Raw genomic sequence first — 23,722 nt, 5'->3', positions numbered from 1 at the left:
TCCTTCACTGGCGTGGCGGTGGAAAATATTCGCGCCCGGGACGGGCTAGCTGACGTTCCCCGCGGCAATGACTTCCAGCCCCACTCGCTGCCCCCATGACAGCTCCAGGGTGTTACCGTCCGGGTCGGCAAAGAAAGCGAAATAGCCCACAGGATCGCCCAGCTGCTCCGGTTCCCGGCGCAGAACGCCTTCCCGCCGCGCCTGGGCGACCTTCTCATCGATCTCCGCCTGGGTGGCGCAGGCGACGCCGAGATGGCCGAACGGACCCAGCGGCGTGTCGGCAGGGTCATCACTTTGCACCAGCACCAGGGCGAAAGGTCGGGTGCGATCGCTGAGCCACGCCACTTTACGCGCCGAGGGGAGGTTGGGTTCGCGCTGGTGAATAACGGTCATCGCCGTGTAGCGGGTATAAAAATCGATGCTGCTGGCCAGACAGCGGACGGTAAAGGCGACATGGGTAAAGCCAACATCAACATTTTGCATGGATGATTCTCCCGAGGTGAACGATGTCTCGACTTTACAACCTCAAGTTAACTTGAGATCAATCCACAATGTGTCCCTGCGTGCCCACCAATTTTTACAGGGAATTATCCACCGCCCGGCGCCTCTGCCGCCAGCAGGACCGCCATGGTGGCGCTGGCGAGCGCATGAACGAATCAGGCCGTTGTATGGAGGATACTGCCGTCGGGCGTTTTTAGCTGGTGTGGCGAGGCGGGATGGTCAATAATGCCGGCCGTCTCTCAATACCCCTATAAGATGTATGAAAAAAACGATTTTTTCACTGGCGCTGGGCACTTTCGGACTCGGCATGGCGGAATTTGGCATTATGGGCGTGCTGCCGGACATGGCGCGCGATGTCGGGATTTCAATCCCCGCCGCCGGCAATATGATTGCCTGGTATGCCTTCGGCGTGGTGATCGGCGCGCCGATCATGGCGTTGCTCTCCAGTCGGTTTTCGTTGAAATCGGTGATGCTGTTTCTCGCCGCCCTGTGCATTCTCGGCAATACCCTGTTTACCTTCTCCAGCAGCTACGCCATGCTGGCGCTTGGCCGGCTGGTTTCCGGGTTTCCCCACGGGGCTTTCTTCGGCGTGGGGGCGATCATCCTGTCGAAAATCGCGCCGCCGGGGAGGGTGACCGCCGCGGTGGCGGGGATGATCGGCGGCATGACGGTGGCTAACCTGGTGGGCGTTCCCGGGGGCACCTGGCTTGGGCATCATTTTAGCTGGCGCTATACCTTCGCGCTCATCGCGGTGTTTAACGTCGCGGTGTTTATGGCCATCTTCTGCTGGGTCCCTACGCTGTATGATCGGGCCACCACCCGGCTGCGCGAGCAGTTCCGTTTCCTCGCTTCCCCGGCGCCGTGGCTGATTTTTGCCGCCACCATGTTCGGCAACGCCGGGGTGTTCGCGTGGTTCAGCTATATCAAGCCTTTTATGCTCAACGTTTCCGGCTTTGCCGAAAGCCGGATGATGCTGATTATGATGCTGGCGGGGCTGGGGATGGTGGTCGGCAACCTGTTCAGCGGCAAAATTTCCGGGCGCTACAGTCCGCTGCGCATCGCGGCCATCACCGACGGGGCGATCGCTGTGACGCTGCTGCTGATCTTTGCCTTCGGGGAGCATAAAATCGCTTCGCTGACGTTGGCGTTTTTCTGCTGTGCCGGGCTCTTTGCCCTGTCGGCGCCGCTGCAGATCCTGTTGCTGCAGAACGCCAAAGGCGGCGAGATGCTGGGGGCGGCAGGGGGGCAGATCGCCTTTAACCTCGGGAGCGCCATCGGCGCCTTCTGCGGCGGAATGATGATTGCCCAGGGCTTCGGCTGGAACAGCGTGGCGCTCCCCGCCGCCACGCTGTCGTTTCTGGCGATGAGCGCCTTGCTCATCTACGGCCGCCATCAGCGCCGACAGGCTTGCTAACGACGCTTATTCACGCCAGGGCTCGCCGAGCGTCAGCATCAGCCGGTTGGCCCAGGCGAAAAAGGCCGCTGACTGCAGCAGATCCAGCTGGGCCAGAGTATCTAAGCCCTGTTCATCAAGCGCTGCCAGATGGCTGGCATTCAGCGCGGGCGGCGTCACCGATAGCGCGGCGGCGGCGTCGATTTCCGCCTGCCAGCGCGGCGACTGCCCGCCGCGCAGATCCTCTCCCGGCGTCACCGCCAGCAGCGTGTCGACGGCGGTCTCGTCCTTCGCCAGCTGCGCCGCTTTGCGGGCATGCACCGAGGCGCAGTAAATACAGCCGTTGATTTTACTGGCCACCGTGGCGGCCAGTTCACGTTCGGCGCGCGGCAATCCCCCCGGGGTATAGAAAATACCTTTATCGGTCAGCGTCCGCTGCTCCAGCACCGGCTGGTTGCGCGCCAGCAGGCGGAAGTAGGGCGAATCGCTATGGCCATATTTGGCCAGAATCGCCTGTTCTTCAGCGCTAAATTCCACCAGCGGTTTATCCGCCAGCCAGGGTTCCCAGTGCAGCTCCTCGCGGGTGAAGCGCACGGGGGCCGCTTTACCGCTCTGCGCGTGCGGGGTGGTGTGCCAGTACCCGGCCACCACCGGCGTATCGGCGCTGACGATGGGCTGATGATTGAGCGCCCGCAGACCCAGCAGCAGGCGGCTCTGGAAGCTGACAAAGGCTACCAGCTGCGCCAGGGTGACGATGCCCCGCAGGCTCCAGCCCGCGTTTGTCAGAGCCTGCAGCGCGCCGGGTGTCGCTTCGACGGGGGTGAAGGTCAGCAGGCGGGCAAAGGCCAGCGCCGGAACCAGACGATCCGTGGTCGGATCGGCCAGGCCGAAGCCGGCATAGTGCGCCGCCAGCGCGTCCGCCTGATGGAGCTTCGCCACCTTTGCCGCCACCGCGAAGCGTTCATCGAGGGGAAAGTCGGCGTCCTGCTGGCTGAACAGCACTTCATAACTTCCCTGCGCATGTCGGGTAGCGGCATCGCGGACTGCGCGCGCCTGGTCGAGCGGGGAACCGGCGGCGATCTCCGCCAGTTCGGCCAGAATATCCTGACTCAGCGTCATGGTGACTCCTTATCTGATGTGGGGGGCAATATGCTGAGCGATCAGCTCAATGGAACGCAGCGTATCCCGGTGCGAAGGCTCCACCGAGTGCACCTGGAACGAAACATCGGTGGCGCGGGCCAGCACGCTGTCCTGCGCCAGGGAGGCAACAACATGCTCAGGATCGCCCACGTGGGCATCCAGCTGTTGCAGATAGTCAGTGACACTGTCACCTTCTATCAGATGACCCGCAGCCCGGTGCTGTGCCGCCTGCTTGCGCAGGCCGGGTTCGGCGACCTGCAGGGCGTGGGCGTGACTGTCGGCGACGAAGGCGGTGCGCGAAGCGAGGATCCGCGGCGCAACGCCGTCCGGCAGCGCCGCCAGATAGGCGTCGACGATCGGGTTCTGAATGGCGTCCAGCGGCAGGCGCGGCTCACCGGGCGGCCGGGGCTGCGTGCGCGACAGCATCAGCCCGTGCCCCGCCTGACCGGCGCGGATGGCGCCTTCCACCGAGAAGGTGGCGATCCAGATGCGCGCCGCCAGCTGCGGCGCGGGCGGATAGAGACGGTTGTCCGGGTGGCTGAGGGTGTCGCCGCGCCAGGCGCTGTGGATCAGGTGCAGATGGTCGGCAAACACCGCCCCGCGCTGCTCGCTGGTCAGGCCGAAGGGCAGAAACGACGTTGGCGTGCCGCCGGAACCAAATCCCACCTCCAGACGCCCGTCGGTGAGTAAATCCAGCACCGCCGCGTCTTCGGCGACGCGCAGCGGATTCTCCATGGGCAACGTGATAATCGCTGTGCCGAGGCGAATGCGGTCAGTCTGCGCCGCCACGTGGGCGAGGAACACCAGCGGGGAAGGCAGGCCGCCTTCCTGTTCATGAAAATGGTGCTGGGCAATCCATGCGCTGTCGAAGCCGACGCGCTCCGCGTGGCGGATCTGTTCGGCCGCCAGCCGGTAGCGCGTTTGTGCGGAGCCCTGATCGAGCAGACGGGTAAAAAAGCCGAGGCGTTTAGGCATTATGCGTTCTCCATGTGGGCCTGAGCCAGGCGTGGGGAAACCTGGGGAATGGCGGCGATCAGTTCGCGGGTGTAGGCCTGCTGCGGAGCGGCGAACAGGCGCCCAACGTCGCCATGCTCCACCACCAGGCCGGCGCGCAGCACCGTGACGCTGTCGGCAATCCGCCTCACCGTCGCCAGATCGTGGGTAATGAACAGGTAGCTCAGACCAAGCTGCTGCTGTAGCTGCTGCAGCAGGGCGAGGATCTGCGCCTGAACGGTGACATCGAGCGCCGAAGTCGCTTCGTCAAGAACCAGTATCGCCGGCTCGAGGATCAGCGCCCGGGCAATCGCCACCCGCTGCCGCTGGCCGCCGGAAAGCTCCCGCGGCGTCCGCGACAGTAGCTCCGGGGCCAGCGCCACCCGGGCGGCGACGCTCTCCACACGCTGGCGACGCGTCGCCGCGCTGAGGCGCTCAAAGTTTTTTAACGGCTCTTCGATAATCGCAAACAGCGTCTGGCGCGGGTCGAGCGAAGCGAAGGGGTTCTGGTAGACGAACTGGATTTTGCGCCGCAGCTGACGCTGTGCCTCGCGGCTGAGATGCCCGGCGTCAATACCGTCGATGGTCACCTGTCCGGCGTCGGCGCGCTCGAAGCCCAGCAGGATCCGCGCCAGGGTGGTTTTCCCGGAGCCGGATTCGCCCACCAGCGCATGGGTGCTGCCGCGTCTGACCTCAAAGCTGACGCTGTCGAGCGCCTGCAGGGCCTGTTTGCCCAGCGAGAAGCGTTTGCTGATCCCTTCGACGCGAATGGCCGGCGTGGCCAGCGGACGGTGACGATCCGCCGTCAGCCTCAGCGGCGCGTCCTGCAGATCGTGGAGCAACTGGCGGGTGTAAGGGTGCTGCGGACGCCGGATAATCGCCTCGGTGGCGCCCTGTTCCTGAATCTCGCCCTGGCGAAACACCATGATCCGGTCGGCGCGTTCGGCGGCCAGCGCCAGATCGTGAGTGACAAACAGCACGGCGGTTCCCGACTCGCGCCGCAGGATGTCGAGCAGATCGAGAATGCGCTTTTGCACCGTAACGTCGAGGGCGCTGGTGGGCTCGTCGGCAATAATCAGATCCGGCTGCAGGGCGATGGCGATGGCGATCAGCACCCGCTGTTTCATCCCGCCCGACAGCTGATGCGGGTACTGGTCAAAACGCTGTTCCGGGTGGCTGAGCCCGACTTTAGCGAGCAGGTTGAGGACCTGCTGCCGGCGTTCGGCGGCGGAAAGGGACTGATGCAGCCGCAGGATCTCTTCCACTTGCTGACCAATGGTTTTTACCGGATTAAGCGAATTGCCGGGGTCCTGCGGCACCAGGCTGATGCTCACCCCGCGCAGGCGGTTCAGGCGTTTTGCCGACCAGTCGCTAATCACTTCGCCATTGAGGATAATCCGCCCGGCGTCGCGGCGGGCGTTATCCGCCAGCAGGCCGATAATGGCCTGCGCGGTCGTGGTTTTCCCCGAGCCGGATTCACCGACGAAGGCCAGCATTTCGCCGCGCTGAATGGAAAAGCTGACGTTATGCACCACTTCGCGCCATTCGCCCCGCGACCGGTAGCTGATGCGCAGATCTTCAACAGAGAGAACGTTCATGGGCGTACTCCACTCCACTGGCGGCTAAGACGATTGGCGGCCAGGACCACCGCGACCACGGCGAGGCCGGGGAAGGTGGTCAGCCACCAGGCGGTCGACAGGTAATTACGACCTTCTGCGATCAGTAATCCCCACTCCGGGACCGGCGGCGGGGTGCCGTAGCCAAGGAAGCTGAGGGTGGCCAGCGCCAGCATCGCCTGACCAAACTGCAGCGTGGCGAAGGCGAGTACCGCGGTGAGCGAGTTGGGCAGGATATGACGCCAGAAGATGGCGAGAAAGGTGCCGCCGCTGCCCCGGGCCGCCTCGACGTAATCACTGTGGCGCACGCGCACCACCTCCGCCCGCGCCAGGCGCGCGAAGCTGGCGATGGCCGCCACGCCGACCGCCACCGCCGCATTCACCGTGCCAAAACCCAGCAGAATGATCACCGTCAGCTGCAGCAGCAGGGAAGGGATAGCCAGCAGGACATCCACCAGGCGCATGATGGTCGATTCCACGCGGCCGGCCAGCGCCCCGGCGAGGGTGCCAAGGGCGGTGCCTACCACCAGACCGATGGCGACGGCGATCAGCGCCGCCGACAGAGAATGTACCGCGCCGTAAACCACCCGCGTCCACAGGTCGCGGCCCAGCTGGTCGGTACCCAGCCAGTAGTGCGCCTGCGGCGCCAGGCGCTGAGCGCCGGGGATCCCTTCCAGCGGGTTAGCGGAGGTAAACCACTGTGGGGCAAGGGCCATTAACAGGGCGGTGATCATTACCGCCCACGCCAGCCACAGGCCTGGCTGCAGACGCACTTTGCGCCACTCCGGGCGGCGGCGAACCGCGATGGCATAGTCGACCAGGCTCATTTCGCACCTCCGGTCTGTAATTGGAGTCGGGGATCCAGCCGCGGCATGACCAGGTCGACCAGCAGGTTGATCAGGACGAAACCGAGAGCCGAAATCATCACCACCGCCTGCAGTACGGCGATATCCTGGTTATTCACCGCCTGCTGGGTCAGCTGGCCGAGGCCGCTGCGGCCGAAGACGGTCTCGGTGATCAGCGCCCCGGCAATCAGCTCGCCCAGCAGCAGCCCGGCTATATTCAGCGCCGGCAGCAGGGCGTTACCCATCACATGGCGCCAGAGGACGCCGGTCTCGCTCATTCCCTTGGCGCGGGCGACCGCGACGAAGGGCTGAACCGCCACCTGATCCATGCTGCGCATCAGGATCTGCGCCAGCGGGGCGGAGATGGGCAGCGCGACGGCGATAACCGGTAAAATCAGCCCCTCCAGCGGACCGGGGTTGATCACCGGGATCCAGCGCAGCTGAAACGAAAAGAGCTGGATCAGGGCGATACCCAGCCAGAAGGTGGGCAGTGAGATAAACAGCACCGGCAGCGACTGCAGGAGGTTGCTGAGCCAGCGCAGCCCCGGCAGACGTGAGGCGAAAGCGAGGGCAAACGCCAGGATCACGGCCAGCAGGAAGGCCGGCAGGGCGAGGCTTAAGGTATCCGGCAGGTTGCTGGCAATCAGGCTACTGACCGCCAGACCCGCCTGCAGGGAATAGCCAAAGTCGCCGTGCAGCATCGCCAGCAGCGTGTGCAGGTACTGGCGCCACAGCGGGCTGTCGGCGCCGTAGGCCAGCCGCATGTCGGCGATTTGCGCCGGGCTCAGACCGAGGTCCGGGTTCTGAAACTTGATCAGCACCGCATCCCCCGGCAGCACCTGCAGCAGGAAAAAGGTGAGGGTAAACGCCGCCCACAGGACCAGCAGCCCCTGGCCGAACCGTCGCAGAAGATAAGCGCTCATATCCGGCCTCTTAGTGTTTATCCAGCCAGGCGCCGTAGAACGACGGACGCCCGACGGCTTCGAAGCTGACGCCTTTCACCCACGGCGCGCCGGCGAACACCTGCGGCTCTTCGAAAATGGGGATCACATAGGCGTTATCGATCAGATAGCGCTGGGCATCGCCGGTTAACTGCAGGCGCTGCTGCGGCTCCACCGCCGCGGAGATGCCGGTCAGCAGGTCGTTCAGCTTATCATCGCGAAAGTGCTGCACTTTATCGCTGGAGCCGCCTTTCTGCAGCAGCGCGTCACGGTTGTTAGGAAAGAACATGCTTTTTACTACATCCGGATCGGCGCGGCCCACTTCCGAGACGGTGAGCGGGGTTTTCTGCGGGTCGAGGTTGTCGAGCGTCCGGCTGCCGGCGTCCCCGGCTTTGACCGTTAACGCTACCCCCACCTGGCGCCATTGCTGGGTGATCAGCTGCAGCACTTCTTTATTCTGCGGCTGGGGGAGCGACTCATAGACCGTCAGCGCCAGCCGCTGCCCGTCTTTGCTGCGAATGCCGTCGGCGGCGGGTTTCCAGCCGGCCTCATCCAGCAACTGCCGGGCTTTGGCCTGGTCGAAGGTGAGCTTATCGCTCAGATTGACATAGCCGGCGGCGGAGCTGGCCAGCACGGAGGTGGCTTGCGGGTAGTTAGCGGAGAACAGCGTCTCCACCACCTGCCGGGCGTTGGTGGCATGGAGCAGGGCCTGGCGCACCCGCAGGTCGGCGACCAGTGGGTTATCCGGGCGGAAGCTGAGGCTGTCGTTGACCCCGCGGGTAGGCGCGGCGTAGACCGTAAATCCCTGATCGGTCGCCTGCTTTTCATCGTAGGCCTGCACCTGGCGAATAAAGCCCGCCTGGCCCGCCAGCAGCGCGCCGATGCGCACGCTGTCTTCCGGGGTCACGATAAAGGTGATGCCGTCGAGGTTAGCGGGGCCCTGCTGGGCGATGTTTTTCGGCCCCCACTGATAATCCTTGCGCGCCACCAGCGTCAGCTCGCGGCCCGGTTTTTCATCCTGCACCACGAAGGGACCGGAGCCGATGATGTGCCGGGCATCGCCCAGCTCCTCGAAATTGCGCTGCAGGGTGCTGAGGGAGACCAGGCCGGAGCCGATGGTGGCGGTCCCCTGCAGGAAGCCCGGCGACGGCTTGTTGAAGTAGAATTTCACCGTCAGCGGGTCGATCACTTCGCTGCGCTGGTAGTTATTGATCACCTCCGAGACGGGCAGGCGATGGGCTTTATCCCCCAGCCCATAGGTGTCGAAGTTTTTGGCGACCGCGGCGGCGTCCAGCGGCGTGCCATCCGAGAAGGTGACCCCTTTTCGCAGGTGAAAAGTGTACTCGGTTTTATCGGCATTGCTGGTCCAGCTTTCGGCGATCCACGGCTCAATCTCCAGCGTTTTCGGGTTCTGCCAGGTCAGCTTGTCGGTGATCTGATTGAGTATGCCGCCATTGGGATAAAAGCCGCCGGCGGGTGGATAGAGATTGGTGTGCGGTTGCTGCTCCAGATAAATCAAGGTACCGCCTTTAACCGGCGTGTCGGCGGCCCAGACGGAAAAGGCGCCGGAGAGAAACAGCGCGGCCAGCGCGGGCAGGCGAAAATGACGATGCATGGTGAATTCCTTTGTTATCTATTGTGTTGCCATCATCGGGCGCGGCTAAAAACAAAGGAACCAAGGAATTGCGCTAAGCATTTGCGGAAATTGCATTTACTTTACGCGGCGGGAAGCGAGGGGAAGCGCGAAAGGAGAAGCGCCTCGCCCGGGCGGGAGAGGCGCTGGCGATTAGCTACGCAGATCGATAACCATACGGCCGCGGATCTGACCTTGTTCCATCTCTTTGAAGATGGCATTGATATCTTCCAGCGGACGCAGGGTGACTTTCGGCACCACTTTGCCTTCGGCGGCGAACTGGAACGCTTCCACCAGATCCTGACGGGTGCCGACCAGCGAGCCGACCACCTCGATACCGTCGAGTACCAGACGTGGAATATCGAGGCTCATCGCCTCTGGCGGCAGGCCTACCGCCACCACGCGGCCGCCGGCGCGAACGGCATCCACCGCCGAGTTAAAGGCCGCTTTGGCCACCGCGGTCACCACCGCAGCGTGGGCGCCGCCGGTTTTTTCCTGAATCACTTTCGCCGCATCTTCATTGCGCGAGTTGATGGTCAGGTCAGCGCCCATCGACGCCGCCAGCTCCAGCTGGCCGTCGTTGACGTCGATAGCGATCACTTTGGCGTTAAAGACATTCTTGGCATACTGCAGCGCCAGGTTGCCCAGCCCGCCGAGGCCGTAGATAGCGATCCACTGGCCCGGCTTGATGTGGGAGACCTTAACGGCTTTGTAGGTGGTGACCCCAGCGCAGGTAATGCTGCTGGCGGCGGCGGAGTCGAGGCCGTCCGGGACTTTAACCGCGTAGTTGGCGGTGACGATGCACTCTTCCGCCATGCCGCCGTCGACGGTATAGCCAGCGTTTTTCACCGAGCGGCACAGCGTCTCGTTGCCGCTGTTACAGTAATCGCAGTGGCCACAGCCTTCGAAGAACCACGCCACGCTGGCGCGATCGCCCGGCTTCAGGGAGGTGACGCCAGGGCCGACTTTTTGTACTACCCCGATCCCTTCATGACCGAGAATAACGCCGGTTTTATCGCCAAAATCGCCGTTTTTCACGTGCAGGTCAGTATGACACACGCCGCAGCATTCCATTTTCAACAGCGCTTCGCCGTATTCCAGCGGGCGCAGCGTTTTTTCCGTAACGTTAACCTGATGGTCGTGAGTAACAACAGCTGCCTTCATGCCTGTCTCCTTGAGAGCGGATTGATTAATTTTATTAATGCAATATTACCCAATAAGGATTAGACGCTATGGAGAAAAAAACAAGGCGCTTTAGTACAGGATGTGGTTTTTTGCTACAGCCGTAGCACAAAATTCAGACAATACCTCTAATTTTGGTAGGTAATAATAGTGTCACGGAATGGTCATGTTTTCTTCATCACCCAACTCTATTGTTTTGCGCATCAATTTCTTATAACAACAGAGTGATACAACAATGCATCTGGTCAAAACGCTCCTCACCGCCGGTCTGCTTTTTTCCGCCGCCGCGCAGGCTCACAATGTGCTGGAATTCCCGCAGCCGGAAAACAATCCGGAAGAGTTTTACGCGGTCACCGAGATCCCGGCAGGCGGGATCATTAAGTATGAAACCGACGCTAAAACGGGGTTTATCGTCGCCGACCGCTTTCAGTCGATGCCGGTGGCTTACCCGGCGAACTACGGTTCATTAACCCAGTCGCTGGCCGGGGATGGCGACCCGCTGGACGTGGTGTTTTACACCCGCGCGCCGATGGCCCCGGGCACGCTGATTAAGCTGCGGCCGATCGGCGTTCTTAAGATGATAGACGGCGGTGAGAAAGACGACAAAATCATCGCCGTCCCGGCCAGTAAAATTGATCCGACCTATGACGACATTCAGACCATCACCGATCTGCCGAAAATCGAGCAGCAGCGGCTGGAGGCCTTCTTCCGGGTCTATAAAGAACTACCAGAGGGGCGGAAAAAGGTCGAGCTGGCCGGTTTTAATGATGCCGCCGCCGCGAAGCAGGAGATCAAATCGGCCTGGGAGGCCTGGAAGGCGAAGAACCCGCAATAATACTTATCGCGGGCGCAGTCCGGCGCCCGCGGCGATCCTGCTTATCATCCCCTGTCTGGCGAAGTCCTGCGGAAACGGGCGCACGGGTATTATGGCGTCCTGATGAGAGGAACCGTTTTTAATGACGAAGGCCTGTAACAAGAACTATCAACCTGATTGTACCAGGCGGGCACTGAACTCAATAAGGCGCTCATAGCAGTAAATGAGCGCAGTCCACGATGAGCGAAAAGCCGAAACTGGAACGGTTCACACCACCGATCGCAACATGACTAAAATTGGGGGAGGTTAGTCTGCAGGGAGGATGTCAATGTCAAGGTACCAAAGAGTTGCGCTAATATCATTTCATTATATAAACATCCCCGGTGAGTACCGGGGAAGATGAGGTGCTACCAGACACCAATGTTAGTCACCAAAACAAAATTCGATTTTCTTATCGGTTTGCTTAGTATTTGTCTCTTCGAGCCAGTCATCAATTGACTTGAACAGAAGTGAACATAGTTTTTTAGCAATATTCTTATTCAGCGCCATACGGTTAAATTTAACCTCTACTCTGCTGACCTGTACTTCTGAACTAAATTCATCTGCCGGAGCATTCTTGCCGCTACTGTGTTTCTTCTCCATTGCAACATTAGATGAATAAAAGGATGTAGTCACTTCATCATTTACACACATTGTGCTTTGAGTAAATAACACTTTCTTTTGCTTTTCATTTACCCGACTCATACAACTTTTCGCCAGTGATGTAAGCCCTGCCTTAACGGAGTTTTTATCTCCATCGCTCATGCCGGAGTAAATGTCGGCTATATTATCAATTAAAGAATCATAATTTCCTTCGGAATAGGTCACTGTGGTCGTGTCAGTTTTGGTTACAATCATTAAAGGGAATTTCATTATCTGATCAATATATTTTTTGAAATTCTCAGCATTGTCTGCACTTTCAGGTTCAAGCGGTTTCCACCCGGAGCGACTTTGCGCTATCCCCATGACTGTGGTGACAAAATTTGCAGGGCTGGAAACCAGTTTTTCCGCAAGTTCATCAATATCAGTAATAAGGCTTAATTCCTTACCAATTTCACGCTCCTGCGTTGCGGCAGAACCAGTAAGCACGGAAGAACCACCCGAAATATGCGTGTTGCCGGTGGTATTTAGACCATCTAAGCATATACCAATTGAATTAACAGCCTGATTATCCAACCAGCGTTCTACATTACACATAATTTCATTGCTTTCCATATTAAATCTCCTTTTGGTAATTGAATGCTGTAAATCACAATATATATAGTTAACTGTGAAGAATGTGAATTAGATCACTTCATAAATACTTTGCATTAATTTCATAGGGAAAATAATATGTCATATAAATCATGAGTGGCTGCGCATTCACTGAATTAATATATAATGCTTCACGTTGCCTTCTTTATGGAAACATTGCCAATAAAGCAGGGCCGGGCAATGTAAAAAAACGATGAGATGCCTGCAGACCTTGTTATGAGTTCCCGCCATAATCTGCACGGGTGAGCATCCGTAAATTTGCATTATTTAAAAATCAGAGTAAACACGCGGTGACATATCGGTAACTGTCAAAGAGGGTTCAGACGCCAGAGGTTTCCGGGGCCTTAGCGCCGGCAGCTTGCCGCTGACAATCAGGAGGAATGTTCTTCAGTTATTCCAGCGACACCAGGGAACTTAACACGGTAGCTGCAAAGATTTCCCCGGGTCAGTGAGCCTTGACGAACGATGCAGATGATGGTTGTATTATACAACTATTTACTTCACTGGACGCCTCACTATGTCTGACACGCCTTTAATCCAACAAATTCGAACGGCCTCGCGGTTAATGGTGCGCGAGCTGGGTTTTATGAACACCACGCTGGCCGCCACCCACTATTCACCCTCGGCGGTGCATACCCTGCTGGAGGTGTCGGTCAGGGGGACGATAACCGCCGCGCAGCTGGTCACATTGCTCGGGCTGGAAAAATCGAGCGTCAGCCGGATGGTCGCCCGTCTGCTGGCCGCCGGAGAACTGGAGGAGCGCCCCTGCGCGGAGGACGCGCGATCTAAATCGCTGGCGCTGACCGCGAAAGGGCACGACACGGTGGCAACGATTAACGCCTACGGTACCCGCCGGGTGGTGGAGGCGTTAGCGCATCTCGATGAGACGCAGCAGCGGACCGTCGCCAGCGGACTGGCGGCCTATGCTCAGGCGCTGGCGCAGTGTCGGGATGCTGCGCTTGCGGAAACGACGCCGCAAATTTCGCTGGTAACCGGCTATCAGCCGGGGGCGATCGGCCGGATAGCCCAGATGCACGGGGAGTATTACGCCCGGCACCATGATTTCGGCGCTTTTTTTGAAGGCAAGGTTGCCAGCGGCGTCGCGGAATTCGCCACCCGGCTTTCCTCGCCGGTCAACCAGATCTGGCTGGCGATGCGCGAGGGGAAGATTGTCGGTTCGGTGGCGATCGATGGCGAGGATCTCGGCCAGCAGCAGGCGCATCTGCGCTGGTTCATTCTCGATGACAGCTGCCGGGGAACCGGCATTGGCAGGCGGCTGCTCAGTGAGGCGATGGCTTTCTGCGATAGCCGTCAGTTCAGCGCCGTTCAACTGTGGACGTTTAAAGGTCTGGACGCGGCCCGCAAACTGTATGAGTCCTTTGGCTTCACGTTAACCCGCGAATGGCAGGGAGACCAGTGGGGAAAGATGATGACCGAGCAGCAGTTTACCCGGCCAGGAAACGCCGGCTAAGGGCGTGGTGCCTTAGCCGGCGGGGAGCGCGGAGATTACGCCAGCTGGTTAAGCAGCCGGGCGATCTCCTCTCGCCACTGGGTCTGCAGCGAGGGCTTTTGATGTTTCGGCTTACGGGCCATATCGTCCGCCAGCCATTGCTCCAGGGCTATCAGGCGCGTCAGCAGCGCCTCTTCATCATCAGCCGCGAGTGACGGCTCCTGGGATGAGGAGGCCGCCGTCAGGGTGGGGGTCTGCGCCTGCAGACGGGCATAGACCTCCTCCAGACTGTGCCACTCCGTTAACCCGGCGCTGTCGATCAGCCAGAAGCGGTTACAGCTTTCGCTAATAAGCTGGCGGTCATGACTGACCAGCAGCACGCCGCCGGGATAGTCGCGGAGCGTCTGCGCCAGCGCCGCTTTGCCCTCCATATCCAGATGGTTGGTGGGTTCATCCAGTAGCAGCAGGCTGTAGCGCGCCAGCGACAGGCCGACGAACAGCAGCCGCGACCGCTCGCCGCCGCTGAGGGTGCAGACCTTCTGTCCATGCCTCGCCCAGCCAAACCCGGCGGCGATCAACGCCCGTTTACGGGTGTCCGCCGACGGGGCGAACGGCGTCAGGGCGTCGAGCAGGCTGGCCTCGTCCGGCAACTGCGCCAGGGTCTGGTCGTAGTACCCGGGGTGAAGCCGGGGGTGCAGACGCAGCCCCGGAAGCGGCGATGCGTCGTTCATCTGCTGCCACAGCAGGCGCAGCAAGGACGATTTCCCGCCGCCGTTGCGCCCCATGATGGCCACGCGATCGCCGCTGCGCAGTCGCGCTACGCCGGTGGTGAACAGGGCCGGCAGTCCCGGCGCGGGAGCCACCGGCAGCCTGTCCATCTCCAGCAGGCGGTCCGCCGGCAGGGCGTCCCCCTGCAACACCAGGCGCCACGGCGGGCCGATGCTGAGCTCGGTCTGCTCGTCTTTCAGGCGGGCGACCTGCTTCTCCATCTGTTTGGCTTTGCGGGCGAGATCTTCGTTGTCATACACCCGCCCCCAGGTGGCCAGCCGCCGGGCGCTGGCGCTGACCCGGTCGATCTCTTTTTGCTCCGCCTTATGACGTAACGCGGCGCTCTCATCCTGCTCCTGCAGTGCCTGACGGGCAGCGCTGCAGGGCAAGGCGAAGCTGTGCAGCGTCTGGTCGCGGAGGATCCAACTGGCATTAGTTACAGCATCCAGTAAAGCGTTGTCGTGTGACACCAGCACGAAGCTCCCCTGCCAGGTTTGCAAGAAGCTTTCCAGCCACAGCAGGGTGGGCAGATCGAGATGGTTGCCGGGCTCATCCAGCAGCAGCAGGTCAGGCTGGCGGATCAGCGCCCGGGCCAGCAGCAGGCGCGTATGCTGTCCGCCGCTCAGGGTGCTGGTTTGCTGCTCCATCACCGCCGGCGTGAAGCCCATCTGCGCCAGCAGGCGTTCGGCCAGCCAGCGCTGTGCTTCCCGCGCGTCGGCGGGTAACAGGGCCAGCACCGCCTGCAGCAGCGACTGCGAACGCAGCGCCTCCGGCAGATGCTGTTCAACGCGGGCCATCAGACACTGACCGGCGAGTGAGACGCTGCCCGAGGTGGGCGCTAGGGTGCCGTCCAGCACCTGCAGCAGGGTGCTTTTGCCGCAGCCGTTATGGCCGATGAGACCGATACGGTCGCCTTTCTTCAGGGTGAAGGAGAGGGTATTAAACAGCGGCCCGAAGGCAGTTTCCACGTGGAGCGCATGGGCAGTTAGTAATGTACTCATAGTCAACTTACTCAAGAGTTACAGGCATGCGAATGCCTCGTCAAAACTCGCTGACGATAACCCGGTAAGCCGGAGAGAAGGGATTCTGTGAAGGGTCTTCGCTCAAGCCAAAGTTATCGCAGCACGATACCGATAACGCTTGAGCTGGCGCCATTGCCTAAGGCATGTGAAACAATAAACATTTCACAATACAGCATGGGGGGCCTCCTTTTATATTCAGTAAGTGAATGGGTGATGGCAGTGTAGTGGGGAAAGGGAAAGCGCGCCAGTGACAAAACTGGCAGGGTGTGGAGAAGCGTCGGATATCGATTGTCCCGCCACGCGCGGCTGCAGTTTCTGCCTGCGGATTGTCTGCGAGGGGGGAAGAGGCCTTGATTTTGCCTGGCACCGGGCGCGCGGCAAATGCTATCCGTTTTATATTTTTACGATAAATGAATATGGGCGAAAAAGGCGTTTCAGTGGCGGGGAATATTATCCGGACGCTATTAATAACCGGGCCGATCGTGCGGCCCGGTGAGCGCGATTAAATTGAGGTGCGGCGGTAATTACGATATTCCGGCAGCCAGAAATTATCGCTGATGGACTGCAGCAGCGCTTCCGCGGACGTTTTCACCGCCACGCCCTGCTCCTGAGCCACCTTACCGACCGCGAAGGCGATCGCCCGCGAGACGGTCTGGATATCCTTCAACTCCGGCAGAACCGGGCCTTCGCCGTTGTTCACCAGCGGCGAGTGTTTCGCCAGGGTTTCGCTGGCGGCCATCAGCATCTCGTCGGTGACCCGCGACGCGCCGGAGGCGATCACCCCCAGACCAATGCCCGGGAAGATATAGGAGTTGTTGCACTGGGCGATGGGATACTGTTTGCCTTTCACGGTGACCGGGGCAAACGGACTGCCGGTGGCGACCAGCGCCTCGCCGTCGGTCCAGCTCAGGATATTCTGCGGCGTGGCTTCCACCCGTGACGTTGGGTTGGAGAGCGGCATCACGATCGGCCGCGGGCAATGCTTATGCATCTCGCGGATAATCTCTTCCGTGAACAGCCCCGGCTGACCCGAAACGCCGATCAGGATGTTCGGTTTCACGTTGCGCACCACGTCCAGCAGGGACAGGACATCGTTAGTGGTATCCCAGCCCTGCAGATGTTCACGCTTCTGCACCAGCTTGTTCTGGAACGGCAGCAGATTAGGCATGCCGTCGGTTAACAGGCCGAAGCGGTCAACCATAAATACGCGCTGGCGGGCCTCTTCTTCACTGAGTCCTTCGCGGACGATCTGGGCGATAATTTGCTCGGCGATGCCGCAGCCGGCGGAGCCCGCCCCGAGGAAGACGATTTTCTGTTCGCTCAGCTGGCTGCCGGCGCCGCGGCTGGCGGCGATCAGCGTCCCGACGGTGACCGCCGCGGTGCCCTGAATATCGTCGTTAAAGGAGCAGATCTCATTGCGGTAGCGGTTGAGCAGCGGCATGGCGTTCTTCTGCGCAAAGTCTTCAAACTGCAGCAGCACGTCCGGCCAGCGGGCTTTAATCGCCTGGATCACGTCGTCAACGAACTGGTAGTACTCGTCGTCAGTAATACGCGGATGGCGCCAGCCCATATACAGCGGATCGTCCAGCAGCTGCTGGTTGTTTGTCCCGACGTCCAGCACGATGGGCAGGGTGTAAGCCGGGCTGATGCCGCCGCAGGTGGTGTACAGCGACAGTTTACCGATCGGGATCCCCATCCCGCCGATCCCCTGGTCGCCGAGGCCGAGGATACGCTCGCCATCGGTCACCACAATCACTTTGACATTATGGTTCGGGACGTTTTGCAGAATGTCGTCAAGGTTATGGCGATTCTGGTAGGAGATAAAGACGCCGCGGGCGCGACGGTAAATCTCGGAGAAACGTTCGCAGGCGGCGCCCACCGTCGGGGTATAGATAACCGGCATCATCTCTTCGAGATGGTTGCCAATCAGGCGATAGAAAAGGGTCTCGTTGGTGTCCTGGATATTACGCAGGTAAATGTGTTTGTCGATTTCTGTTTTGAATCCCTGATACTGGATCCAGGCGCGTTCCGCTTGCTCTTCGATGGTTTCAACCACTTCCGGCAGCAGGCCAAGCAGGTTGAAACTGCTGCGCTCTTCCATACTGAAGGCGCTGCCCTTGTTGAGCAGAGGGAATTCAAGCAGAACGGGGCCCGCGTAGGGGATGTACAGGGAACGGTTTTTCTTATGGGTAAATTGCATCGCACTAACTCCTTGATCGTGTCCACAGTCCCGGCGCGGCGATAAGCGAAGGGCGGGTGGAAAAGCAGCGGGCAGAGTATAGAGCAGAAGGTCTTCAAGCGGGTAAACAAGCCGTCAATTGCCATAAAAAAACACCATCCTGGCAACAGGACGGTGTTGTTTATCATCACTCAGGCTGAAAATTAACCACCGCGGCGTTTGCGGCCGGTAGCATGGATATGGTTGAGGGTGGTTTCTTCATCGCCTTCCAGCACCACTTTTTTCTGCTGGGAAAGCTTGTAGTTCAGACCGAGAAGATGACGTGCCTGATGGTTCGATTTCATTCTGACTCCTTTATCCTGTTCTGGTTTCAAGGGCAAACCCGGTGGTGACCGGATGAAATGTAACCCAAAGTTGGCCGCACGTTTTTTATGCGGCCTCAGGTAGGGTGGTCCATTTTCAGGGCAATAGCAACCTTAGCGCGCCAGATTAAGAACAGTCTCCCTCGCGCAGCGCCGGCATTACCACTTCATCTCGCCGGTGTTAACTTTGGCGCTAAGCTCCAGCGAGCTGGTTTCCGCCAGCCCCGGCCACTGCGTCTCCATGGCCTTGATCACCCCGGCGGAATCCTTATGTGTCTTCAGCGCCTGCTCAAACTGCTGGAGGTAGGTTTTTGTAAAGCGCACCGCGCGGTCACCCTCCGGCGGCGTGCCGAGGTAATGCCCCGGGATCACCTGCTGCGGGTGCAGGGCAATCATCTGGTCCAGCGTAGTGCGCCACTGCTGGCGACTGGCCGGCGTCTGGGTGTCGGCAGTCCAGAGATGCATGCCCCACGCCACGCCGGTGCCGCCGAGGATCGTTTTGTTCGCCCGGATCCAAACGAACGCCGCGTAGTCATGCGGCTGCATAATCGTCACTGTTTCGCCATCGATGGTAAAGCTGTTGGCTTTCAGCGCCTGCGGGACGTATACCTGCGTCGGCGCGCCGTCTTTCATCTGCGGGCCCCAGTACGCCAGCTTTGCCGCTTTGGTGGCTTCAATATGTTTAACCACTTCCGGCGTGGCGACCACTTCCGCCTGCGGGAAGGCTTTCACCAGCGGCTCAAGGCCAAAGTAGAAGTCAGGATCGCCGGAGGTGATCACAATCCGCGACAGCGGTTTGCCGTTTTTCTTGATCATGTCCACCAGCTTTTCGCCGTCTTTGACGCTGAACTGGGCGTCAAACAGCACCGCTTCATGCGGGCCGGAAACGAGGGTGGAGTTGACGGCAAAAATACCTTTCTCCTGAGGGTTGTAAGTCTGCAGCGTCAGCGGCGCCGCGAAGACCGCGCCGCTGAACAGGGCGGTGGCAATAGCAAGGGCAGATAATTTCATCATTCATTCTCAGTCACAGGGGAATGCGTAGCATTGTACGGATTTCGCTATTTGATAGAATTCCTGAAATAAGAGATGCTGAGTTTCATAAATCGTGCAGATGAAGGGGGCGTGATGGACAGGGTGATTGCGGCGCAGGTATATCTGCGGATTTGCGAACTGGGAAGCCTCAGCGCCGCGGCGCGCGCGCTGGGGATGTCGCGCCCGATGGTCAGCCGCTATCTGGAACAGATGGAGAGCTGGGCCGGCGCCCGGCTGATCCATCGCTCAACCCGGCGGCTGACGCTGACCCCGGCGGGGGAGAAGGTGTTGCTCAAGACCCGCGGGTTGACGCGGATCGCCGATGAAATCGCCGGCGAGCGCCAGCGGGCCGACCCCAGCGGCACGCTGCGGGTGGCGTGCGCGCATTTTACCGCGATGCAGCTGATCTCCCCGCTGCTGCCGGACTTTCTCGCTCGCTATCCGCTGTTGCGCCTGGAGCTGGATATCAATAACCATCCGGTCAGCCTGATCGGCGAGCGCATCGACGTGGCCATTCGCATTACCGATAATCCGGAGGCCGGGGCTATCGCTCGCCGTCTCGGCGTGTGCCGGTCGCTACTCTGCGCTGCGCCGCGCTGGCTCCGCCAGCATGGTCCGCTGACGACGCTTGACGATCTGCAACAGCATAACTGCCTGTTATACAGCCATTTTGCCGGCCAGCGCTGGCAGTTCAGCGATGCGCAGGGGCAGGAGGCGTCGGTGTCGGTGAACGGTAATCTGAGCGCGGGGATCTCTTCCTTGCTGCTGGAGGCGGCGGTCGCCGGGTGCGGCATCGCGATGCTCCCCGAACTGGAGGCGCGGGGCGCGATTGCCAGCGGCGCGCTGGAGGTGGTGCTGCCTGACTGGACGCCGAAGGCGCTGAGCGTATACGGCATCTATCTTTCCCGCGACTATCAGCCCGATGGGCTGCCGCTGTTTCTGGATGCGCTGCAGCGACGTCTGGGGGAGACGCTCGCCGATGCCTGAGCAGCGGCGTCGCCTTCAGCGGCAATACCGGCGGGCGGCGGCCCCGCCGGTGAGCTGACGATAAGACTTACTCGTTGCCCCACTGATTGAGGAAGTTAGCGATATCGTCAATACGGCGCTCGTCAATGGCCGCCTCGCGGGCCATCTCCTGCTGTGCTTCTTCGTCGATCTCTTCGTTATTGGTTAACCGCGCAATCAGCAGCTGAAAATAGCGCGCCAGCGCATCGCGTTCCTCATCCTTAACCGGGGCAGCCGCTTCGGTCTCATATTCGTCCACGATGTCATAAAATTTCAGGGGGATGTCATTACTCATCTGTCGTCCTCAGGATTGGCGTCAGGGCCGGGGTTAGCGCACAGCGGCGGGCGAGTATCATAGCATGCGGCCGGTAGGCTGCAGGAGAGGAAAAATCGCCGCGCCGGCGAGGCGAGAGGGCAGATACCAATCCCCGGGGGCGGAGGGTAAAACCGGCGCGCGATGTCGCACGCCGGTCTGCCGGGAGGCTTAGACTACCCCGTCCCCACCGTCAGAGCACCAAACCTGGCCGGAGGTATAAGAGCAGGCATCGGATGCCAGGGTGACGTACAGCGGGGCGATCTCGACCGGCTGTCCCGGACGCCCCATCGGCGTGTCTTTCCCGAACTGTTTCACTTTCTCGTCCGGCTGACCGCCGCTGGACTGCAGTACCGTCCAGTAAGGGCCTGGCGCCACGGCGTTAACGCGAATGCCGCGTTTTGCCACCTGTTTGGCCAGCGATTTAGTGAAGATCGCCAGGCAGGCTTTGGTCTGGGCGTAATCGAGCAGGATCGGACTGGGTTTATAGGCCTGCACCGAGGTGGTGTTGATGATCGCGCTCCCGGCCTGGAGATGGGGCAGCGCGGCGCGGGTGATCCAGAACGGCGCGTAGACATTGGTTTTAAAGGTGGCGTCAAAGTCTTCGGTGGTGAGCTCCTCGAGAGTCTCACAATATTGCTGACGCCCGGCGTTATTGACCAGGATGCTCAGGCCACCCAGCTGTTCCACCGCATCGGCCACCAGCGACTGACAGAAGGACTCGGAGCGAATATCCCCCGGCAGGGCCACCGCGGTGCGGCCTTCGGCTTTAATCAGGGCGATGACTTCATCGGCATCCTCTTGCTCTTCCGGCAGATAGCTTATGGCGACATCGGCCCCTTCGCGGGCAAAGGCGATCGCCACCGCGCGGCCAATGCCGGAGTCACCGCCGGTAATGAGCGCTTTCTTACCGGCCAGCCGCCCGGTGCCGGTGTAGCTGGTTTCCCCATGGTCCGGTGACGGCTCCATTTCAGCATCCAGACCCGGCGGGTTTTGTTCTTGCTCCGGGAACTCCGGACGTGGAGCCGTCTCTTCTGGCAACATGGAGGTGGGTAATTTCTTCATTGGCGGTTTTTCATCTTGCATAGTCATCTCCTTCAGACAGAACGGGCCAGCTGTAAGGATAGGTCAGGTTCCCCCATCGCCAGACCCCGGGTGACTCGCCCAGGGCCAGTGAATGCCCGGGAAAAGAGGTACAGTTATTCCTTAACCGACTGATCCCCGGCGTATTTAAGTGAATAGCGCTGCGTTAATATCGCTGGGGTGAAATTAGGATTATTCCATCAATATTTAACGTGGCTGGGCTATTTTTCTCCCCGGGAAAAATTTTTTAAAGACGGAGAGGAAGACGCGTCGTGAAAAAGGGAATATTAAGTTAACCCGCTACGCATGGCTAATAACGCCATGCCTCTTAGGTGGTATTTTTTGTAAGGGTGGCTGTCCGGGAGTGGAAGAAATATTTATTCATCACTTTATTTTCATTTGTTTACAAACGAGGATCGCTGTCCGCAGAACAGACCATAATGGGCATATAATCCAAAGCGAAGAAGGGGTTGCGGAAAGATTAATTTTTAGTGCCGCTTCGCTGTGGTTAATTTATTTATTGGTAACGCTGATTAATGGCCGGAATTAATTTGACTCCTGCGGGTATTCCTCTAGTGTTAGATATCGAGGGCGATGATTTGTAACAGGGTCATTTTCCATTTACCAACCGATATTGATCAAACCAAAGGTGAACATTATGGCAGAGCATAGAGGCGGTTCAGGTAATTTTGCAGAAGATCGTGAAAAAGCATCCGAAGCCGGGCGTAAAGGTGGACAGCACAGCGGCGGGAACTTTAAAAACGATCCTGAGCGTGCATCCGAAGCCGGTAAAAAGGGTGGTAAGAACAGTCATGGCGGCGGCCGTAAAGCCGGCGACAGCTAGCGACTGATGACCCGTGACGCCGTTTCGACGGCGTCGGGACAGAAACCTGTGGGCCTGGCGGTCCGCAGGTTTCTGTTTATTTGCGAACGCTTTCCTTCACCCATCGTCTATTGTCCGCAATGGAAGAAAAGGAGCAGGATAATTAAATTATAGCAACCTTAATTATTAAGCGCTGTTTACCGCAGCGGCAATGTGCCGGCGAAGCGGTAAGGGCGAGTAAATGACGGCACTGTTTTTATGGCTGTGGAAAGGGAAGATATTGTTAGCCGGGAATTAACCGCCGGATGCCAGGGGTGGGCAGCAACACATCCGCTTGCTAAATATTGTTCAGATCTAAGGTAATAAAATGAAACTGACGCCGGTATTTATTAAGCGTTGTCATCTTGTGGCCGCCGTTATGTGGGTAGGTCTGGCGATACCCTCGTTAATCTGGTGGAAAGACAGCGTCCTGTGGGTCATTCTCATCAGTATTTATGCTAATATTGTTGGGCATTTATCCGGATATAGCGCAGCGCGAGCTGACCAGGCGGCGGAAGAGAGTGAAGATTCCCCGTCAAAATAAAAAATTAATGATCAGAGGTGGATATGACGGATAGTGAAAATTACCATAACTGGCTTCGCGATGCCCATGCCATGGAAAAACAGGCCGAGTCACTGCTTATGGCCACCATCAGACGCCTCGATAATGAACCGCAATTACGGACCCGCCTTGAACAACATCTCTATGAAACCCGTCGGCAACTGTCGGCCCTGCAGGACCTTATCGCCCGCAACCACATTTCCCGCTCGGCGCTGAAGGATGCGATGAGCCGGGTCGCAGCCCTGGGCCAGACTATTGGCATCATGCTGCCCGGCGATGAGCTCATTAAACTGATTATCACCGCCTACGTTTTTGCCCATTTTGAGGTCGCCTGCTATACCGCTTTATTAACGGCGGCGAAGCGAGTGGGGGACCATAGCGCGATGCCTACTCTGGAAGGGATCCTTGCCGAAGAGAGAGGGATGGCTGACTGGCTGCTGCATCATCTGCCGGCGCTGACCGGGCAATATCTGATGCATAACAATCTGCCCGGCGTTGAGGCCGGACAATAAGCCGCCGGAGTCAATTATGGTTAAGCGCCACACCATCGCGCTGCTCGCCACTGAGAAAGCGGTTCCGCTGAAATTAACCGCCAGGCAGCAGGCGCTGGTGGACGCGGTGGCGAACAGGGCCCCACCTGCAGAGCCCGATCCCGTACCGCCTGTCGGCAAAGCAGACGTCAGGAACAGGAGGGCGCGCTGAGGAAGCTGACAGTGGCGGGCAGAACGCAAGG

The 23,722-nt window shown here is 59.5% G+C and carries 24 protein-coding genes; 9 read left to right on the top strand and 15 right to left on the bottom strand.

Annotated elements, in window-relative coordinates; all coding sequences use genetic code 11:
* Window positions 1–45: 45 nt before the first annotated feature.
* Window positions 46–483: a VOC family protein gene (locus tag QLG03_RS16780; protein WP_023289842.1), complete on the bottom strand. Its 438-nt coding sequence runs from the start codon at window positions 481–483 to the stop codon at window positions 46–48.
* 277 nt (window positions 484–760) lie between these two features.
* Here QLG03_RS16780 and araJ point away from each other — a divergent pair, with 277 nt between their 5' ends.
* The gene (araJ, locus tag QLG03_RS16775; protein ID WP_023289841.1) at window positions 761–1,915 is read left to right on the top strand and encodes an MFS transporter AraJ; all 1,155 of its coding nucleotides are present in this window, start codon (window positions 761–763) and stop codon (window positions 1,913–1,915) included.
* Window positions 1,916–1,921: 6 nt separating this feature from the next.
* Here the strand turns inward: araJ and QLG03_RS16770 are convergent, their stop codons facing one another.
* The 7 genes from QLG03_RS16770 to adhP all read right to left on the bottom strand — a co-directional run bounded on the left by QLG03_RS16770 (window position 1,922) and on the right by adhP (window position 10,226).
* Entirely contained in the window at window positions 1,922–3,013 is a 1,092-nt protein-coding gene (locus QLG03_RS16770; RefSeq protein ID WP_048297592.1) for an alkylhydroperoxidase domain protein, read from the bottom strand.
* Between the two features lie 9 nt (window positions 3,014–3,022).
* Window positions 3,023–4,009, bottom strand: a complete 987-nt coding sequence (locus tag QLG03_RS16765; RefSeq protein WP_048297591.1) for a putative FMN-dependent luciferase-like monooxygenase — start codon at window positions 4,007–4,009, stop codon at window positions 3,023–3,025.
* Window positions 4,009–5,625: an ABC transporter ATP-binding protein gene (locus QLG03_RS16760; RefSeq protein WP_255987660.1), complete on the bottom strand. Its 1,617-nt coding sequence runs from the start codon at window positions 5,623–5,625 to the stop codon at window positions 4,009–4,011. Before QLG03_RS16760 ends, QLG03_RS16765 begins: the two co-directional genes overlap by 1 nt.
* Window positions 5,622–6,470: an ABC transporter permease gene (locus tag QLG03_RS16755; RefSeq protein ID WP_023289837.1), complete on the bottom strand. Its 849-nt coding sequence runs from the start codon at window positions 6,468–6,470 to the stop codon at window positions 5,622–5,624. The genes QLG03_RS16760 and QLG03_RS16755 overlap by 4 nt, the downstream gene beginning before the upstream one ends.
* On the bottom strand, window positions 6,467–7,411 hold the full coding sequence (locus QLG03_RS16750) for an ABC transporter permease (RefSeq protein ID WP_023289836.1): 945 nt from the start codon (window positions 7,409–7,411) through the stop codon (window positions 6,467–6,469). Before QLG03_RS16750 ends, QLG03_RS16755 begins: the two co-directional genes overlap by 4 nt.
* 10 nt (window positions 7,412–7,421) lie before the next feature.
* A complete protein-coding gene (locus tag QLG03_RS16745; protein ID WP_282473660.1) occupies window positions 7,422–9,044 on the bottom strand; it encodes a TIGR04028 family ABC transporter substrate-binding protein in 1,623 nt (540 codons plus the stop codon).
* Window positions 9,045–9,215: 171 nt separating this feature from the next.
* Window positions 9,216–10,226, bottom strand: a complete 1,011-nt coding sequence (gene adhP, locus QLG03_RS16740; protein ID WP_002906221.1) for an alcohol dehydrogenase AdhP — start codon at window positions 10,224–10,226, stop codon at window positions 9,216–9,218.
* Window positions 10,227–10,479: 253 nt separating this feature from the next.
* Between adhP and QLG03_RS16735 the strand changes: the two genes are divergently transcribed.
* On the top strand, window positions 10,480–11,079 hold the full coding sequence (locus QLG03_RS16735) for an inorganic diphosphatase (protein ID WP_023289834.1): 600 nt from the start codon (window positions 10,480–10,482) through the stop codon (window positions 11,077–11,079).
* A 402-nt stretch (window positions 11,080–11,481) separates the two neighbouring features.
* On the opposite strand, the gene QLG03_RS16730 is transcribed toward QLG03_RS16735, so the two are convergent.
* Window positions 11,482–12,312, bottom strand: coding sequence for a hypothetical protein (locus tag QLG03_RS16730; RefSeq protein WP_044523450.1), 831 nt, complete (start codon window positions 12,310–12,312; stop codon window positions 11,482–11,484).
* Between the two features lie 556 nt (window positions 12,313–12,868).
* On the opposite strand from QLG03_RS16730, the gene QLG03_RS16725 reads away from it, so the two are divergent.
* Window positions 12,869–13,822, top strand: a complete 954-nt coding sequence (locus QLG03_RS16725) for a helix-turn-helix domain-containing GNAT family N-acetyltransferase (RefSeq protein ID WP_032452996.1) — start codon at window positions 12,869–12,871, stop codon at window positions 13,820–13,822.
* A 35-nt stretch (window positions 13,823–13,857) separates the two neighbouring features.
* On the opposite strand, the gene QLG03_RS16720 is transcribed toward QLG03_RS16725, so the two are convergent.
* Both QLG03_RS16720 and QLG03_RS16715 read right to left on the bottom strand, forming a co-directional pair.
* Window positions 13,858–15,570, bottom strand: coding sequence for an ABC-F family ATP-binding cassette domain-containing protein (locus tag QLG03_RS16720; protein ID WP_101881162.1), 1,713 nt, complete (start codon window positions 15,568–15,570; stop codon window positions 13,858–13,860).
* 523 nt (window positions 15,571–16,093) lie between these two features.
* Window positions 16,094–17,791, bottom strand: a complete 1,698-nt coding sequence (locus QLG03_RS16715; protein ID WP_004202648.1) for an NAD-dependent malic enzyme — start codon at window positions 17,789–17,791, stop codon at window positions 16,094–16,096.
* A 78-nt stretch (window positions 17,792–17,869) separates the two neighbouring features.
* On the opposite strand from QLG03_RS16715, the gene QLG03_RS16710 reads away from it, so the two are divergent.
* Window positions 17,870–17,977, top strand: coding sequence for a hypothetical protein (locus tag QLG03_RS16710; protein ID WP_032425875.1), 108 nt, complete (start codon window positions 17,870–17,872; stop codon window positions 17,975–17,977).
* On the opposite strand, the gene sra is transcribed toward QLG03_RS16710, so the two are convergent.
* Both sra and QLG03_RS16700 read right to left on the bottom strand, forming a co-directional pair.
* Window positions 17,974–18,114: a stationary-phase-induced ribosome-associated protein gene (sra, locus tag QLG03_RS16705; RefSeq protein ID WP_012541615.1), complete on the bottom strand. Its 141-nt coding sequence runs from the start codon at window positions 18,112–18,114 to the stop codon at window positions 17,974–17,976. The genes QLG03_RS16710 and sra overlap by 4 nt on opposite strands.
* Window positions 18,115–18,291: 177 nt before the next feature.
* Window positions 18,292–19,143 (bottom strand): Vmh family MBL fold metallo-hydrolase, encoded by an 852-nt coding sequence (locus QLG03_RS16700; RefSeq protein WP_044523543.1) that lies wholly within the window; start codon window positions 19,141–19,143, stop codon window positions 18,292–18,294.
* A 114-nt stretch (window positions 19,144–19,257) separates the two neighbouring features.
* On the opposite strand from QLG03_RS16700, the gene QLG03_RS16695 reads away from it, so the two are divergent.
* Window positions 19,258–20,151: a LysR family transcriptional regulator gene (locus QLG03_RS16695; RefSeq protein WP_044523447.1), complete on the top strand. Its 894-nt coding sequence runs from the start codon at window positions 19,258–19,260 to the stop codon at window positions 20,149–20,151.
* A 67-nt stretch (window positions 20,152–20,218) separates the two neighbouring features.
* Here QLG03_RS16695 and QLG03_RS16690 read toward each other — a convergent pair whose 3' ends face one another.
* Both QLG03_RS16690 and QLG03_RS16685 read right to left on the bottom strand, forming a co-directional pair.
* On the bottom strand, window positions 20,219–20,464 hold the full coding sequence (locus QLG03_RS16690; protein WP_004202643.1) for a YmjA family protein: 246 nt from the start codon (window positions 20,462–20,464) through the stop codon (window positions 20,219–20,221).
* 189 nt (window positions 20,465–20,653) lie between these two features.
* Entirely contained in the window at window positions 20,654–21,568 is a 915-nt protein-coding gene (locus tag QLG03_RS16685) for an SDR family oxidoreductase (protein WP_023289828.1), read from the bottom strand.
* 655 nt (window positions 21,569–22,223) lie between these two features.
* Here QLG03_RS16685 and QLG03_RS16680 point away from each other — a divergent pair.
* The 4 genes from QLG03_RS16680 to QLG03_RS16665 all read left to right on the top strand — a co-directional run bounded on the left by QLG03_RS16680 (window position 22,224) and on the right by QLG03_RS16665 (window position 23,691).
* A complete protein-coding gene (locus QLG03_RS16680) occupies window positions 22,224–22,409 on the top strand; it encodes a general stress protein (RefSeq protein ID WP_008804757.1) in 186 nt (61 codons plus the stop codon).
* A gap of 346 nt (window positions 22,410–22,755) precedes the next feature.
* Window positions 22,756–22,971, top strand: a complete 216-nt coding sequence (locus tag QLG03_RS16675; protein WP_182962718.1) for a hypothetical protein — start codon at window positions 22,756–22,758, stop codon at window positions 22,969–22,971.
* Window positions 22,972–22,994: 23 nt separating this feature from the next.
* Entirely contained in the window at window positions 22,995–23,501 is a 507-nt protein-coding gene (locus QLG03_RS16670; protein ID WP_023289827.1) for a ferritin-like domain-containing protein, read from the top strand.
* 16 nt (window positions 23,502–23,517) lie between these two features.
* On the top strand, window positions 23,518–23,691 hold the full coding sequence (locus tag QLG03_RS16665; protein ID WP_044523443.1) for a hypothetical protein: 174 nt from the start codon (window positions 23,518–23,520) through the stop codon (window positions 23,689–23,691).
* Window positions 23,692–23,722 lie beyond the last annotated feature (31 nt).

This window comes from Klebsiella sp. V115_8, assembly GCF_029967715.1.
In the GTDB taxonomy this organism is placed as follows: Bacteria; Pseudomonadota; Gammaproteobacteria; order Enterobacterales; family Enterobacteriaceae; genus Klebsiella; species Klebsiella quasipneumoniae.
This window is presented reverse-complemented; position numbering and strand designations above follow the sequence as displayed.